Origin of the sequence: Pseudothauera nasutitermitis (genome assembly GCF_004801295.1) — a bacterium.
Taxonomy (GTDB): Bacteria; Pseudomonadota; Gammaproteobacteria; order Burkholderiales; family Rhodocyclaceae; genus Pseudothauera; species Pseudothauera nasutitermitis.
Genome location: NZ_SSOC01000006.1, coordinates 148,577 through 164,366, shown reverse-complemented (window position 1 = coordinate 164,366; position 15,790 = coordinate 148,577). Strand labels below are relative to the sequence as shown.

Annotated in this window: 10 protein-coding genes; 2 read left to right on the top strand and 8 right to left on the bottom strand. The window is 68.9% G+C overall.

Annotation, left to right across the window (positions count from 1 at the left end; all coding sequences use genetic code 11):
- Position 1: 1 nt before the first annotated feature.
- The 8 genes from E6C76_RS16780 to E6C76_RS16745 form a co-directional block, all read right to left on the bottom strand.
- The gene (locus E6C76_RS16780; RefSeq protein WP_136349399.1) at positions 2–946 is read right to left on the bottom strand and encodes a DegV family protein; all 945 of its coding nucleotides are present in this window, start codon (positions 944–946) and stop codon (positions 2–4) included.
- A gap of 161 nt (positions 947–1,107) precedes the next feature.
- Positions 1,108–2,394 carry an acetyl-CoA C-acetyltransferase gene (locus tag E6C76_RS16775; RefSeq protein ID WP_136349398.1) on the bottom strand — a complete coding sequence of 429 codons (1,287 nt, stop codon included), beginning with the start codon at positions 2,392–2,394 and terminating at the stop codon, positions 1,108–1,110.
- Positions 2,391–4,889: an acyl-CoA dehydrogenase gene (locus E6C76_RS16770; RefSeq protein WP_136349397.1), complete on the bottom strand. Its 2,499-nt coding sequence runs from the start codon at positions 4,887–4,889 to the stop codon at positions 2,391–2,393. Before E6C76_RS16770 ends, E6C76_RS16775 begins: the two co-directional genes overlap by 4 nt.
- A gap of 74 nt (positions 4,890–4,963) precedes the next feature.
- Positions 4,964–5,668: a TetR/AcrR family transcriptional regulator gene (locus E6C76_RS16765; protein ID WP_136349396.1), complete on the bottom strand. Its 705-nt coding sequence runs from the start codon at positions 5,666–5,668 to the stop codon at positions 4,964–4,966.
- A 41-nt stretch (positions 5,669–5,709) separates the two neighbouring features.
- Positions 5,710–8,091 carry an efflux RND transporter permease subunit gene (locus tag E6C76_RS16760; protein ID WP_136349395.1) on the bottom strand — a complete coding sequence of 794 codons (2,382 nt, stop codon included), beginning with the start codon at positions 8,089–8,091 and terminating at the stop codon, positions 5,710–5,712.
- Positions 8,088–9,059 carry a WD40/YVTN/BNR-like repeat-containing protein gene (locus tag E6C76_RS16755; RefSeq protein WP_136349394.1) on the bottom strand — a complete coding sequence of 324 codons (972 nt, stop codon included), beginning with the start codon at positions 9,057–9,059 and terminating at the stop codon, positions 8,088–8,090. Before E6C76_RS16755 ends, E6C76_RS16760 begins: the two co-directional genes overlap by 4 nt.
- Before the next feature lie 175 nt (positions 9,060–9,234).
- Positions 9,235–10,581, bottom strand: a complete 1,347-nt coding sequence (locus tag E6C76_RS16750; RefSeq protein WP_136349393.1) for a DUF1329 domain-containing protein — start codon at positions 10,579–10,581, stop codon at positions 9,235–9,237.
- Between the two features lie 30 nt (positions 10,582–10,611).
- Positions 10,612–12,516, bottom strand: coding sequence for a DUF1302 domain-containing protein (locus E6C76_RS16745; RefSeq protein WP_136349392.1), 1,905 nt, complete (start codon positions 12,514–12,516; stop codon positions 10,612–10,614).
- Positions 12,517–12,833: 317 nt separating this feature from the next.
- On the opposite strand from E6C76_RS16745, the gene E6C76_RS16740 reads away from it, so the two are divergent.
- Positions 12,834–14,861 carry a DUF1631 family protein gene (locus tag E6C76_RS16740; RefSeq protein WP_136349391.1) on the top strand — a complete coding sequence of 676 codons (2,028 nt, stop codon included), beginning with the start codon at positions 12,834–12,836 and terminating at the stop codon, positions 14,859–14,861.
- Entirely contained in the window at positions 14,858–15,775 is a 918-nt protein-coding gene (locus E6C76_RS16735) for an HDOD domain-containing protein (RefSeq protein ID WP_136349390.1), read from the top strand. Before E6C76_RS16740 ends, E6C76_RS16735 begins: the two co-directional genes overlap by 4 nt.
- The last annotated feature ends 15 nt before the right edge of the window (positions 15,776–15,790 follow it).

Sequence of the window (15,790 nt, the reverse complement as noted above, 5' to 3'; positions counted from 1 at the left end):
CTCATGAGAAACGGTGCCGGGCGGCGGCAAAGGCCACGCACAGGCTGCCGATGCCGACATTGATCGCGCCGGTCTTGCTCATCTGGCTGACCAGCAGCGCCACACCCTGGGTTTGCAGGGCCGCGCGGAAACCGGCATAGCCCTCCAGACGCTCCAGGCGCGCCAGATCCCCGGCATAGCTGAGACACACACAGGGCACTTCCAGCCCGGCCGTGCATTGCGCCAGCACGTTGTCGAACAGGCGTCGGGCGCCGGCCTCGAAGCCGCGCGCCTTGGCCACCGGCTCGGTGCTGTCGCGGTGGCAGTGCAGGATGGGCTTCACGTCGAGCAGGTTGCCCAGCGCGTAGCTCGCCCAGTTGACGCTGCGCTCGCCCTTGCGCGCTGCGCGGTGCAGGATGAAATACAGGTCATCGGCCACCAGGTAGGCATGGATGTGCTCCGCCAGGCCGAGCAGGCGCTGTTCCAGTTCCCCCAGGCCGCTGCCGGCGGCGCGCAGGCGCGCGGCTTCCCAGGCCAGCACGCCCTGCCCGGCGAACATGGAGCGGCTGTTGACCACGGTCGCGCCCCAGCGCAGCGGCAGGCCCGCCGCCCTGCGCACCTCGCGCGCCCGGGTGCCGACGGTGAGCGCCGCGCGGGTGGCGTGGGCGTAGATCGGGCTGCGGCTGGCGGTGATGGTCATGCACACCAGGTGGTCGTAGCGGGTGGCCCAGCGTTCGAGCACCACCGCCTCGATCTCGGCCGGCTCCAGCGGGCGCGACTGCGCGTGCAGTTCGGTGCGCCGGTCCAGCCGCTCGCGGTAGAAGGCTGCGGTGCGCTCGGGGTCGCGCACGTCTTCCATCTGCCGCTCGCCCAGGCGGATGCCGATCGGCAGCACTTCGACGCCCTGCTCCGCCAGGAAGGCGGGCGGCAGGTCGCAGGCGGCATCCACCACAAGTCCGATCTCCATGTCTCCTCGCGTCGTCGCCGGCGGCGACTGTTCTCTTGGGGTGCGGATACGTCCATGCCCGGCCCCGGATGGGGTGCAGGGGGCCCCAGGCGGAGCCGGACCGGGACGTAAGCAGCGGGGCGGGCGCACTCTGCGGGCGCCTCGCCCCTGTGTTGCATGGTTCAGCCGATGCGTTCGACCAGCATCGCGCCGCCCTGGCCGCCGCCGATGCAGATGGAGGCGATGCCACGCTGTCCCCCGCTGCGGCGCAGGCGGTGCAGCAGATGGAGCACGATGCGCGCGCCGCTGGCACCCACCGGGTGCCCCTGGGCCACCGCGCCGCCGTCGGCGTTGAGGCGTTCGGCGTCGATGGCGCCGAGCGCGTCGGGCAGGCCGAGTTCATCGCGGCAGTAGTCGGCATCGGCCAGCGCGCGCTGGCAGGCGATGACCTGGGCGGCGAAGGCTTCGTTGATCTCCCAGGCATCCAGTTCGTTGGGCGCCAGGCCGTGGCGCTGCAGGATGGGCGCTGCAGCATGCACCGGCCCCAGACCCATCTGCGCCGGGTCCAGACCGGCCCACTGGCTGTCGGCGATGCGCCCCAGCGGGTTCAGGCCGTGGCGCGCCACGGCTTCGGCCGAAGCCAGCACCAGCCAGGCCGCGCCGTCGGTGATCTGCGAACTGTTGCCGGCGGTGACCCGGCCGTACTTGCGGTCGAAGAAGGGCTTGAGCTTGGCCAGCCCTTCCATCGAGGCATCGTCGCGCACGCCGTCGTCGTGGCGAATCACGCTGCCGTCGCGGCCGATCAGCGGGACGATCTCGTCGTCGAAATGGCCGGCCTCGCGCGCCGTCTTCACGCGCAGATGGCTGGCCATCGAGTAGGCATCCATGTCCTCGCGGGAAATGCCGAAACGGTGGGCGAGGTTCTCGGCGGTCTGCCCCATCAACTGGCCGACGATGGGGTCGGTGAGGCCCTTCATGATGCCGATCACCGGCGCCAGATAGCCCAGCTTGAAGCGGCGCAGCGCGGCGAGCTTCTGCCCGGTGCTCTTGGCCGCGTACCAGCCGGACAGCCAGCGCACCATGGCGTCGGAGAACAGTAGCGGCGCGCGCGACAGCGCGTCCACGCCGCCGGCCAGCACCAGTTGCGAACGCCCGGCCTGGATGTTGGCGATGGCCGAGTCGAGCGCCTGCATGCCGGAGGCGCAGTTGCGCATCACCGTCCAGCCCGGCACCTTCTGCCCGCAGCCCATGCGCAGCGCCACCACGCGGCCGATGTTGACCTCGTCCGGCGAGGGGCTGGCGCAGCCCAGGATGACTTCGTCGAGCTGCTCCGGGGCGAAGCGCTGGCGGGCCAGCAGGGCGCTGCCGGCGGCGGTGGCCAGATCGGCGGCGGCGAACGGGCCGGGTGCGTTCTTCGCTTTCAGGAAGGGCGTGCGCGCGCCGTCGACGATGTAGACCGGGCGGTTCATGCGGCGACCCGTTCCGCCGCCTGGCGGGCGTGCTCGCCAGTGGCCGGCGCCTCGTGCAGCGCAGCGCGCAGGCCGAAGTCGTAGACGAAGTCGTCGACGCGGATGACCTGGTCGCGCAGGCGGTTGCGGCGTTCGATCACGGCGAATTCGTCGGCGCTGATCACGCCGTACTCCAGCGCCGTGGTCCACATCGCATCCACGCCGCCGATCACCACGCCGGGCCGGAAGCTGCCGTCGCGCTGCGCCCTCTTCAGCTTGGCCTCGATGGGTTCGGCCTCGATGGTGGCGGCCAGCGCGGCTTCCAGCGCCCCCACCGGCTCTTCGGGATCGGTCGGCAGATAGACGTCGGAGGTCAGCCGGTCGCGCGTGGCCGAGGGTTCGATGAGCAGGCGCGCGACCTGGTGGCCGAGGCGGTCGGACGGCACCACGTAGGGCCTGCCCAGCGGGAACACCACCAGACGGCGCAGCACGGTGGCGAACAGCCGGTTGGGGAAGTTGGCGATGACGCCCTCGAAGGCGTTCTGCGCGCGGAACATGCAGTCCCAGATCGCCCAGTGCATCAGCGGCGCGTCGGCGGCCTGGCGGCCTTCGGCCTCGTAGCGGCGCAGCGTGGCGCTGGCCAGATACATCAGCGAGAGGATGTCGCCCAGGCGCGCGGAGAGCTTTTCCTTGCGCTTCAGCGCACCGCCCAGAGTGCCCATGGACAGGTCGGAGATGAACGCGAAGGCCGCCGAGAAGCGCGTGAGCTGCTGGTAGTAGCGCCGCGTCTCGGACGCCACGCCGGCCGGTACGCCGACGAAGTGCGAGCCGGTCAGACCCATCACCAGCGCGCGCGCGGCATTGGACACGGTATAGCCGATGTGCCCCCAGAAAGCCTCGTCGAAGGCGGCCAGATCGTTCTGCTGCGCGGCGCGCATCTCGGCCAGCACGTAGGGATGGCAGCGGATCGCGCCCTGGCCGAAGAGGATCAGGCTGCGGGTGAGGATGTTGGCGCCTTCCACGGTGATGCCCACCGGAATCTGCTGGTAGGCGCGCCCGAGGAAGTTCTGCGGCCCCAGGCAGATGCCCTTGCCGCCGATCACGTCCATGCCGTCGTTGACGGTCTGGCGGGCGCGCTCGGTGACGTGGTACTTGACGATGGCGGAGACCACCGAGGGCTTCTCGCCCAGATCCACGGCGGCGGCGGTGAGCACGCGCGCGGCGTCACTCAGATAGGTGTTGGCACCGATACGGGTGAGCGCTTCTTCCACGCCCTCGAAGCGGCCGATGGCGGTCTTGAACTGGTAGCGCACCCGGGCATAGGCACCCACCGCGCGGGCGGTGAGCTTCTGCATGCCGGTGTTGGAGCCGGGTAGCGAGATGCTGCGCCCGGCGGCCAGGCACTCCATCAGCATGCGCCAGCCCTGGCCGGCCATCTGCGCGCCGCCGATGATGAAGTCGAGCGGCATGAACACGTCGGTGCCGCGCACCGGCCCGTTCATCCACACCGCGTTGAGCGGCAGGTGGCGGCGGCCGATGTCCACGCCCGGATGGTCGTGCGGCACCAGCGCGCAGGTGATGCCGAGATCCTCGGCGCCGCCGAGCAGGCGCTCCGGGTCGAACAGGCGGAAGGCCAGGCCGAACACCGTGCACACCGGCGCGAGGGTGATGTAGCGCTTGTCGAAGCTCACCCGCATGCCGAGCACTTCCTTGCCCTGCCAGATGCCCTTGCACACCACGCCGGCATCGGGAATCGACGCGGCGTCCGACCCGGCCCACGGGCTGGTCAGCGCAAAGGCGGGAATGTCCTCGCCGCGCGCCAGGCGCGGCAGGTAGTGGGCTTTCTGCTCCGGCGTGCCGTAGTGCAGCAGCAGCTCGGCCGGGCCCAGCGAGTTGGGCACCATCACGGTTACCGCCGGGGCGGACGAGCGCGTGGACAGCTTGGTGATGACCTGGGAGTGGGCGTAGGCCGAGAAGCCCTTGCCGCCGTACTCCTTGGGAATGATCATGCCCAGGAAGCCCTTTTCCTTGATGTAGCGCCACACGTGCGAGGCCAGATCCTGCTTCTGCGTGCTGTCCCAGTCGTCGGTGAGGCGGCACAGTTCCTCGGTTTCCTGATCGAGGAAGGCGCGTTCCTCGGCGGTGAGCTGCGGCCACGGATAGGCCAGCAGCTTCTTCCAGTCCGGCCGGCCGGCGAACAGGTCGCCTTCCCACCATACGGTGCCGGCTTCCAGCGCATCCTTCTCGGTCTGCGACATGGACGGCAGCGCCTTGCGGAAGGCACGGAAGATCGGCGCGCTGATCAGCGCGCGGCGCAGCGGACGGATCAGGAAGAGCGCCGAGAAAACCACCCACGCGCCCAGCACCAGCGCCGTGGTGAGGGGCACGAAACCAGCCGCCCAGGACAGTCCGGCCAGCCAGGCCAGACCCGCGATCGCCCAGGCAAAAAATGGCGCTCGCCCGAAGGCGAGCGCGCCTGCCAAGGGAGGGAGGGAAACGAGAATCCACCAGATCATTGCTGTCTCCTTTTGACGGGGCCGCGATCTCCTGCCGCGATCCGCCGTGGTCCGAATCGAAATCTAGGTTGCGTTCATGCGGCCTCTCGGCCGCCGCGCCGCGCCTTGACCGCCAGCCCGGTGTAATCGGGCAGCGGCGCGCGCAGGCCGCCGAGCAGAAAGGACATCAGCCGGGGCAGCATGCGCGCCGGGTCGGCGTCGTCGAACTTGCCGGCGAACAGTTGCAGCGCGTCGGTGCCGGCGATGGCGTAGGACATCGCGCCCATCATGAAATGGAAGCGCCACAGGATTTCCTCGCGCGGCACGTCCGGCAGCGCGCCGTACAGCGCGCCGAGGAAGCGTTCCAGCACCTCGGCGTACTCTTCCGCGAGGAACTGGCGCACGAAGGCGTTGGGTTCGGTGTAGGTGCGCCCGAGCAGGCGCATGAAGGTATGCCCGCCGTGCTCGGTATCGGCCGCCATGGCCAGCGCGGTGCCAAAGAAGGCCTCGACGATGCGGCTGGGCTTGAGCGGCGCGCCGCCCGCCTCGCTTTCCAGGCGCTCCAGCATGGCCAGGCGCTGGCGGTTGAGGTCGGTGAGGCGGCGGCGGAAGACTTCCTGGATCAGCGCATCCTTGCTGCCGAAGTGGTAATTCACCGCCGCCAGGTTGACCCCGGCCTGGCTGGTGATCATGCGCATCGACGTGGCCTCGAAGCCATGCTCGACGAACAGCCCCTCGGCCGCATCGAGGATGCGGCTGCGGGTTTCCGGCGTGTGGCGGGCTGAGGAGGAAGTGTCCATGGGGATCCTTGCTGGTCGTCCGATTCAGTGAATTGCCTGAATCAAACGTTCGTTTTAATTGTACGTTTGAATTTGCGCGCGTCAAGCCTTTTCATCGCCGCCAGCCGGCGACGATCCTGCGAAACCAGCAGGATGGAGGCCAGCGCCGGCAGCAGCAGCACCGCCGCCAGCATGTTGGCGAGGAAGGCGAAGGCCAGCAGCACGCCCATGTCGGCCTGGAACTTGAGCGCGGAGAACGCCCACGAGCCCACGCCGATGCTCATCGCCACGGCGGTGAACAAGGTTGCCGTGCCCCGCTGGCGCAGGGCTTCCAGATAGGCATTGACCAGCGAACCGCCACGGCGCAGCTGGTGCTGCATGCGCTCGTAGAGATAGATGCCGTAGTCCACGCCGATGCCCACGCCCAGCGCGATCACCGGCAGCGTGGGCACCTTCAGGCCGATGCCCAGCGTGGCCATCAGCGCGTTGCAGGTCACCGCGACCAGCGACAGCGGCAGCACGATGCACAGCGTGGCGGTGTGCGAGCGGAACTCCAGATAGCACACCAGGCCGATGGACAGCAGCAGCAGCACGAGGATCTTCAGTTCGGCCGCGTCGACCGCCTCGTTGGTGGCCGCCATGACCCCGACGTTGCCCGAGGCGAGCAGGAAATCCAGGCGTTCGGAGCGATTCGCGTCGGCGAACTTCTTCACCTCCTCGACGATGTGAGCGATGGTGCGGCCCTCGTGGTCGCGGGTGAAGATGAGGATCTGCATCGCGCTGCAGTCGGTGTTGAGCAGCCCGGTGGAGGTGTCGATGGGGGTCACCGACTGGGCGAGCACGCTGGGGTCGCGCGACAGCACGCGCCAGCGCGGATTGCCCTCGTTCCAGCCCGCGTTGACCACCTTGGCCATGCCCGGCAGCGAGAGCACGCCCTGCACGCCATAGGTGTTGCGCATCTGCGTCTCGAAGCGGTCGAGCGTGTCCATGATCTCGAAGTCGGTGCACGCGCCGTCCACGCCATGGGTCTGCGCGATCACCGAAAGCACGTCGACGCCGATCGAGAAGGAGCCGACGATGGCAGCGGTATCGCGGTTGTAGCGCGAATCGTCGTGCAGTTCGGGGATGCCGTCGCCCAGATCGCCGGTCTGCACGCTGCGTGCCTGCAAGGCCGCCACGCTGAGCAGCAGCGCAGCACCGGCCAGCACCCAGACCGCGCGGCGCGGCTCGGCGAAGTGCTTGAGGCGCTGCCACAGCCATTCTCCGCTGGCGCGCGGGCGCGCGCTGCGCACCGCCTCGGCCGGCACCCAGGTAAGCAGCACGGAAAGCAACATCTTGTTGGTGACGATGATCAGCGCCACGCCGATCGCCGCGGTCAGGGCCAGTTCCTGCACCATGGCGATGTCGATGAACAGGATCACCAGGAAGCCGAGCGCCGTGGTGGTCAGCGCGGTGGCGCCGGGCAGGAACAGTTTGAGGAAGGCGTTGTTGGCCGCGGTGAGCCCGTCCGCGCCATGTTCGGCCTCGATCTTCCAGGCATTGACCATCTGTACCGCATGGCTGATGCCGATGGAGAAGATCAGGAAGGGCACCAGGATGGACATCGGATCGATGCCGAAGCCCACCAGCGGCAGGATGCCGAGTTGCCAGACCACCGGCACCAGGGCGCACAGCACGCCCAGCCCCGCCAGCCGCGCCGAGCCGACGTAGGCGTACAGCAGCAGCCCGGTCACCACGATGGTGACGGCGAAGAACACCAGCACGCCGCGCGCGCCATCGGTGATGTCGCCGACGGCCTTGGCGAAGCCGATGATGTTCACCTCGAAGCCCGCCTGTTCGTAGCGCGCGCGCAGTTCTTCCAGGAGGTCGGCCACGGCCAGGTAGTCCAGGCGCGCACCGGTGGTCGGGTCGATTTCCAGCAGTTCGGCGCTGATCAGCGCGGCGCTGTGGTCGTTGGCCACCAGGCGCCCCAGACGGCCGGATTTCAGCACGTTCTCGCGCACCTGCACGAGGTCTTCCGGGGTGCCGGCGAAGTCGGCGGGAATCACGTTGCCGCCGGCGAAGCCTTCCTCCACCACCTCGATGTAGCGCACGTTGGGGGTGAACAGCGAGGTCACCGTGGCGCGATCCACGCCGGGCAGGAAGAACACGTCGTCGGTGAGTCCCTTCAGCGCGCTGAAGAATTCGGGCGTGTAGATGTCGCCCTGCTTCTGGCGCAGCACGACCAGCACGCGGTTGGCGCCGCCAAAGGTGCTGCGGTAGTCCATGAAGGTCTTCATGTAGGGGTGTTCGAGCGGAATCATCTTCTCGAACCCGGCATCCACCTTCAGGTTCGATGCCGACCAGCCCAGCAGCACGGTGAGCAGCACGAACAACGCGAGGAACAGCTTGCGCTGGCGGAACAGCACATGGCCGAAGGCCTGGACGAGACGATTGGCCTTCATTGTTTGCTTCCCCCGTTCCCTTCCATCGCCATCCGGCGCACGCCGCCCTCGCCGAACAGCAGCAATCCACCGGCGCGCGGCAGCACCGCGCCATACACACCGGTATCGTCATTCCCGCCCGGCGCGAAGCCGCGCCCCTGCGCATCGCCGACCAGCACCGTGCCGGCCTGGCCGGCCAGCACCACGCGCCCGTCGTCCAGCACGCGGCCGCCGAACAGGGTAGCCTCGATGCCGGAATCCACCTCTTCCCAATGTTCGCCACGGTCTTCCGAGCGGAAGATGTGGCCACGCATGCCGTAGGCCAGCACCACGTCGCCGGGCAGCGTCAGCAGGCCGAAGAAGGAACCGTTGTAGGGCGACTCCAGCGCCGCCCAGTTCTCCCCGCCGTCGTCCGAGCGCATCAGCAGACCGGCCTCGCCGGCGAGCAGCAGCGTGCCGTCCGGCAGCGCGGCCAGCGCGTTGAAGTGCCGGTCGTCGTCCGCCAAGGTCACCGGCTCCCAATGCGCGCCGCCGTCCGCGCTGGCCAGCGCGCTGCCGTAGGCGCCCACCGCCAGCCCGCGCCCGTCGGCTTCCATGCGCACCGCGAGCAAGGGGGCTTCGGCCTGCGGGTCTTCCGCCACCAACTGCCAGGTCGTCCCGCCATCCTCGGTGCGCAGCACCACCGCGTCGTGCCCGACCGCCACACCGTGCCGGGCGTCGGTGAAGCTCAGCGCGGTCAGCGTGGCTTCGGTCGGGCTGGCCGCCGTCTGCCAGTACGCGCCGCCATCGTCGGAGTAGAAGATGCGGCCGCGCTCGCCCGCCGCGACCAGACGGCCGTCCTCGAGCAAGGCGGCATCAAGCATCAGCAACTGCTCGATGCGGATTTCGGTGGGCGGCACGGGTGCGCCGTGGCGCGGGGAGAAGGCGAACATGACGGTCGCGCCGACGAACAGCACGAACAGTACGCCGATGGCTTTATAGAGATTCATGGAAAACCGTGGAAGGGAAAATCTGCTCGGCGCATCGCCAGCGGCTTGCGCTCGGGAAGGCGCCGGTTTGCGCCCGGCCGTCGGCCTCCCCGCCGACAGCGTCGGCGGGCGGGCGGCGCCCCGCCCCGTCGAAGAACGCCGAGGCGGGACGAGCGGGCGCATGGCGGTCAGCGGCTCAACGCGTGCCCAGGTCGCGCAGGCCGGCCGGGGTGAAGCGCGCCGAGCGGCGATCCGCCTGCTGGTAGAGGCGCGGCTCGTCGTTGCGCAGGCCCATGGCGATGTAGCGCCCGGACTGCAGGTCGTGGTGCACCTCCAGCGAGGGATACTGCATCGGCACGTCGTAGAAGTTGATGTTGTGCTGCTCCGACACCCGCCACAGCTGGCCGCGCGAGTCGTACTTGTCGGCCACCACGATCATCCACGAGTCCTCGTCGATGTAGAACGTGCGGCGGTGGTAGATGTGGCTGGTGCCCTGCTTGAGCGTGGCCTCCACCACCCACACGCGGTGCAGCTCGTAGCGCGCGTGTTCCGGGTTGAGGTGGCCGGCCATCAGCACGTCGGCCATCTTCACCTGGTTGCCGACCAGCTTGTACGAGTTGTACGGCACGTAGATTTCCTGCTTGCCGACGAGCTTCCAGTCGTAACGGTCGATGGCGCCGTTGAACATGATGAAGTCGTCGTTGGTGCGCAGGCCGTCGGCCGCCGTGCCCGGGTTGTCGTAGGACACGTTGGGCGCCAGGCGTACGCGGCGCTGGCCGGGGTTGTAGGTCCACGCCTGGCGCGAGTCGAGGAACTCATGCACCAGCAGGATCTGCCCGGCCAGGCGGGCCGGCGCGGTCACCGTCTGCAGGAAGTTGAACAGCTTGTTGGGCTCGCGCTCGGCATCGCTCTTGGTCAGGCTGCCGTAGTGGAAGTCGTACTCGTACTCGAAGCGCACCGGCGTGTAGCTGCCCGTGCGGGTCACCGCCGCCTGGCTCCAGTTCATCGCGTAGGCCTCGCCGCGATAGCGCGCCAGGTGGTTCCAGATTGCTTCCATGCCGTTCTGCGGGATGGGGAAGGGAATCCCGCCGGTGGTCCCGCTGAAGCTGCTGCCGTTGTCCGCCAGCTTGACCTTGGTGGCATTGGCTACGGTCTGGTCGTAATGCCCCTGCGGGAAGGCCGCGCTGCGCCGCGTCGGATACACCTTTATCTTCCAGGTCGGATAGGTGTTGAGCAGCGCCAGTTGCCCCGGGGTGAGCTTGTCCTGATGCTGCGCGGCGTTGGCTGCGGTGATCTCCAACAGCGGCTGGTCTGCGGCGAACGGGTCGGCGTAGTGGTCGCCGGAGGTGTGCGCCCCCGGCGGCTTGGTCAGCCCGCCATCCCATGCGGGAATGGTGCCCGCCGCATTGCCGGCGCGCTCGGCGCCCAGCGGGGTCAGGCTCTTGCCCAGTTCGGCGGCCTGCGCCGCGCTCACCTCGGCGTGGGCGGCGGGTACGAAAGCCAGCGCCAGCGCGGCGCCGAGGATCGTGAGGGAATTGCGCATGGTTCCTGTCTCCTGGTGTCCGTGCGTCGGTCAGAACGAATAGCTCACGCTGACCGAGAGGAAATCGCGGTCGACGAGCGGATTGGTGTGGCTGGCGTAGGTGGCGGCCTGTCCGGCGGGAAACTGCGGCGACGCAGCGCCCGGATCGGTCCCTTTGATCTTCTTGCCGCCGAAGAAGCTGGTGTAGGCGATGTCGGCCTGCCAGTTCTGCCGGTAGTTCACCCCCAGCCCCAGGGTCAGCGCCTTGGCGCCTTCGTTGAAGGTCGGGCTGCGGCCGCTGACGTCATGGGAGAACGCCAGCCGGGGCGACACGGTGGCCCCGTCGATCAGGTTGTTGTAGTCCAGCCGGCCGACCAGACGGTAGCCCCAGGAGTTGCGGGTCATGAAGCAGCCAGCGGAGGTCGAACCGAAGGCCGAACTGGCTTCCGAGCCAACCTGGGGCAGATGGCAGCCCGGCGCGGCGAATTTGAGATTGGAGGGCAGATCGAGATAGGTGTAGCCGACCTCGCCGACCATCACCATCTGCTCGGCGCCCAGCACGCGCGGCAGTGCCTTGGTACCGGTGAATTGCACCTGATGCATCTTCACCCGGCGGTAGCCCTTGATCTCGGTGCCGTAGGGCACCGCCTGGGCATCGATCGGGTTGGTCGTGGTGATCTGGTTGCCCAGGCCCAGGGCCGCGTTCAGCAAATCGGCGGAAGGCAGTTGCAGGGGCTGGTTCTTGCGATAGGAGTACTCGCCCTGCAAGGCGATGCCGGCCGGCCCCTCCGTGTTGAAACTCAAACCGAACAGCTTGATGTTCTTCGGGTAATCGACGAAGTAGGATCCCGCCCGCCCGGCCGCGAAGGCACAAGCAGTCGGAAGGCCCGCCACAGAGGCGAGCGGCGCGTCGAACACCGTGCAGCCGGAAATCGGCGTCGAATGGACGCTGATACCGCCGCGATAGCCCGAAACATAGGGCGTACGGCTGTGGTAATTGACGTGATAGAAGCCGAATTCGGTGTTGTTCAGCTCCGGCACGAACCAGCGCAGCGAAATCCCGTATTCGCCGCCATCACTGGGCTCCCGATCCTTCGAACGGGGAGCGAAGAGTTGCGCAGTGGGGTCCAGGCCGAACATCGCGGGTGCCGCATTCCCGTCCTTTCTCCGCCCGAAGCCGGTGTAGGCGATGTTGCCCCCCGTGGCGACGAAATCATTGGTGCTGAAGAAGGTACCCACCGGCTCGATCTTGGTTTCCTTCCACTCCGCGATCCACACCGCTTCCAGCGACAGGTTGTCGGTCAGTTCCTGCGAGGCCCACAGCATGCCGGTGGGAATCAGGCCTTCCTTCAATTCGGCGCCCGGCACGCGCAGGCGGGTGACGTTGATCGGATTGAGCACGTTGATGCCGTTCTGGATGAAGGTGCTCTCGCCCCAGCTCACCACCTGGCGGCCGGCGCGCACGTTGAGGCTGCGCCCGCCGATCTCGAAGGCGCCGCGCACGTAGGCGTCGAGGATTTCCGCATCGCGCCCCGCCTCGCGCCGCGCCGACGAATGCAGGCCGCTCTTGCCCATGATCGCGTCGTCGTAGAAGTACGAGGCACGCACGAAGGCGCCGTAGTTGCGGTAGCGCAGTTCCAGATCATGGGTGGCCTTGACGGCCAGCGAGACCAGTTCGCCCTTCTTGTAGCGCAGGTTGCCGTCGTCCGAGTTCGGATCGCGCGACGTGCCGCCATTGGCGATGCTGATCAGGGATTTCTCGCGGTCCTGCATGCGCCACAGGCCGCCGATCGAGAGGGTGGTGTCGAAGCTGCCGGTGAGTTCGCCATCGGCGCCGGAAAACTCGAAGGCATGCGCCGGTGCAGTGCCGCCCACCGCCAGCGCCACCGCGGCACCGAGTACGGCGGGACGAAGGCAGGGCCGCGGAACGGCCCGTTGATGCGGGTTCCGATACATTTGTCTCCTCCTGTGATGCCGGTTGGTGCCGGCGGAAGGTGTGCTTTTAGGTCTTTTGTATGATTTCGGGTGTTGCAACGCTTTCGCCATGTCCCCCGTGGATGGTTCGCGGGAGCATGATTCGAACGTTCGTTTGAATATGATCGTACGTCTTGCGAATGTCAAGGCCGGGATAACCCGTGCCCCCGACACCCCGCACGGTGGACGCCGGATGGAACGGCAGGCAATATTCACCTTGCACACACCTCCACCGCCGCCCGGCGCATTTCCGCGTCGGCGCCCGATCCTCCGCGAGCAGGCAAGTGACCGATCCCAGCATGCCTCCAGCCGTACCGCGCACGACGCCGTTCAAGTCGTTCGCCGAACTGCTCGCGGCCTGCCGTGAACGCTACGTCCGCCAGTTGTCGGCCACGCTGGAGGCTTCCGCCGCGCGCATCGACGCCGAACTGGGCGCGCAGCGCAAGGCGACCTCCGAACTCGCCGCCTCGCTGCAATGGCTGGAAGCGCAGTACCAGCTTCGCGCGCTCGCGCGCGACCTGCCGGCCAGGTTCGCCAGCGCGTTCGAGGCTGCCTACCGGCGCCGCACGGAAAGCTCCACGCTGCCGGATGACGGCGCCGATGAAGGGGAATGCCTGCTGCCCGCGTTCCAGCTGTTCGCCCCCGGCAGCGTGGAAATTTCCCCCGAAACGCAGGCCCTCAGCACCCCGCTGGAAGCCCGCTGTGCCGCCGTGCTGGGGCGCCTGCGTCCGCGCGTGGCGCTGCTGCTCGGCCGGGAAGAACTCGATGCGAGCGCCGACCCCTTCGGTCCGGCAGCCGTCTGCGAGGCCCTGCTGGATGCCTGTTCATCGCTGGGCGGCGCGCTGGAGAACCGGGCGCGCATCGTGCGCATGCTGGCCACCGACCTGGCCGCCGCGCTGCCCGAACTGCTCTTCCAGGCCGACGCCCTGCTCATCGATCCGAGCCGCGACGGCGAAGCCGATCCGCCGCTGCGCCCCGGCGGCCGTCCCGCTCCCGGCACCTCCGCCGCGCAGGGGGCCCCCGCCGCGCCGCCGCGCTCCGACCGGCGCGATGCCGCGCTGCCCGATGCACTGGCGGAGGCACGGCTCGGCGCAGGCGCGCTGCAATACGGCGGCCGCAGCTTCGCGCTCGAACACGGCCCCCATGCTCCCGCCAACCAGATCCGCGCGCTGCTCGGCGCCGGCCTGGGCAAGGTCGTGGCCGAGGCCGACCGGATCGTCCTCGACGTCGTCGCCACGCTTTTCGAGCACCTGTTCAACAGCATATCGCTGCCCCCGGCCATCAAGTCGCTGATCGGCCGCCTGCAGCTGCCGATGCTGCAGCTCGCCTTGAACGACCACGATTTCTTCGCCGAACGCGACCACCCCGCGCGCCGGCTGCTCAACCTGCTGGCGCTCGCCGGCGCCACCTGGGATGGGGAACTCACCCCGGACAGCTCGCTGTACCGCGAGGCCAGCGCACTGATCGAACGCATCGAACGCGAGCGGAACGCCTCGCCGGCGCTCTTCGCCGCCTGCCATGACGCGCTGGAAAGCTGGCTGAGCAGGCAGGAACGCGATGCCGACGAGCGCGCCGCCACGCTCACGGGACGCCTCGAGGAGCGCGAACGCCAGCAGCTCGCGCGCCGCGCCGCCGATCAGGAACTGGCCCCGCTGGTCACCGACGCCTCCCTGCCGGACAGCCTGCGCACCTTCCTCGACACCGCCTGGCCGGAGATTCTCACCCGCGCCTGGCTGGACGGCGGCCCCGACGCGCCGGCCTGGCGCCACGCCCGTGCGCTGCTCCAGGACCTGGTCTGGAGCGTGCGTCCCAAGCACAGCGCGGAAGAACGTGAACGCCTCGCGCGCCTGCTCGACCCGCTGCTGCGCGGCCTGCGCGAAGCCCTTCCGCCGGACAGTACGCAGGCCACCGCGCGCGACGCCTTCCTGGGGGAACTCGCCCGCCTGCACGCCGCCGCCGTGCGCACCGGCATGGCCGTCGCCCCGGTGCCGCAGGTGCCCGCCGCCGAACGGCGGCTGGCCTATCAAGGCGACGCGGCCCCCGAACCGGAAAGCGACACCAGCCTGGAACTCGGCCTGCTCGCGCGCGGCGACTGGCTGGAATTGCGCGAAACCGACGGCGCGGTGCGCCGCGTGCGCCTCACCTGGATCAGCCCCGCCCGCACGCTGTACCTGTTCGCCAACCGCCAGGGTCAACGCGCCGTGGCGCTGACCCGGGACGAACTGGCGCGCCGCTTCGCCACCGGCGAGGCCACCCGCGCCGATCACAACGCAGTGCTCGACCGCATCGTTGACGACGCGCTGGAACGCCACGAGAACAGATCATGAGCACACCCGCCGCCTCCGCGCCGCGCGACCCGGATGTCACGCGCGACCAGATCCGCCGCTTCCTGCTCGACGCCGAAGCGCTGCCCAGCCCGAAGGGCGCCGCGCTGCGCCTGATCGAACTGGCGCGCGACCCCGAGGCAAGCATCGACGAGACCGTGCGCGTCATCCAGACCGATCCGGCGCTCACCGGCTTCGTGCTGCGCGCGGCCAACGCCGCGCGCTTCGGCGGCATCGAGCGCACCCTCGACCTCAAGCGCGCGGTGGTGCGCGCAGGCATGCAGATGGTGCGCGCACACGCGCTGGCGCTGTCGATGATCCGCGACCACGCGCGGCCGCGCTGCACGCACTTCAACTACCAGATGTTCTGGACCGAATCGCTGTACACCGCCGTGCTGATGGACCGCCTGGCCGCGCATTTCCGCCAGTTCCGCCCGGGCGAGGCCTTCGTGCTCGGCCTGCTCGCCGGCATCGGCCGGCTGGCCTTCGCCACCGCCGCGCCGGACGAGTACGGCACCGTGCTGGCACGCGCCGCCGAACGCGGCGTACCGCTGCAACTGCTCGAACAGCAGGCCTTCGGTTTCGACCACCACGAACTGTCGGCGGTGCTGCTGGCCGACTGGGGCGTCCCCACCGAACTGGCCGACGTGGTGTATTGGCAGCGCGACCCCGAAGGCGGCGGCTTCGAGCCCGATTCTCGCCCCTATCTGCTGGCCGGCGTGCTGCAGCTGGCCGCCGGCGTGGCGTCCACCGCGCTGGCGCCGGAAGCCGGGGGCGGTGGCATCGTCTATCTGCGCGCGGCGATGCTCGAACTGGAAGAAGCGGACATGGCGGAATTGACCAGCGCCGGACTGGCCGAACTGCGCGAATGGCTGCAGCTCATCGGCCTGCCGCCGCTGCCGAAACCGCAGGGCTGACCCGCGCGGCGGAGG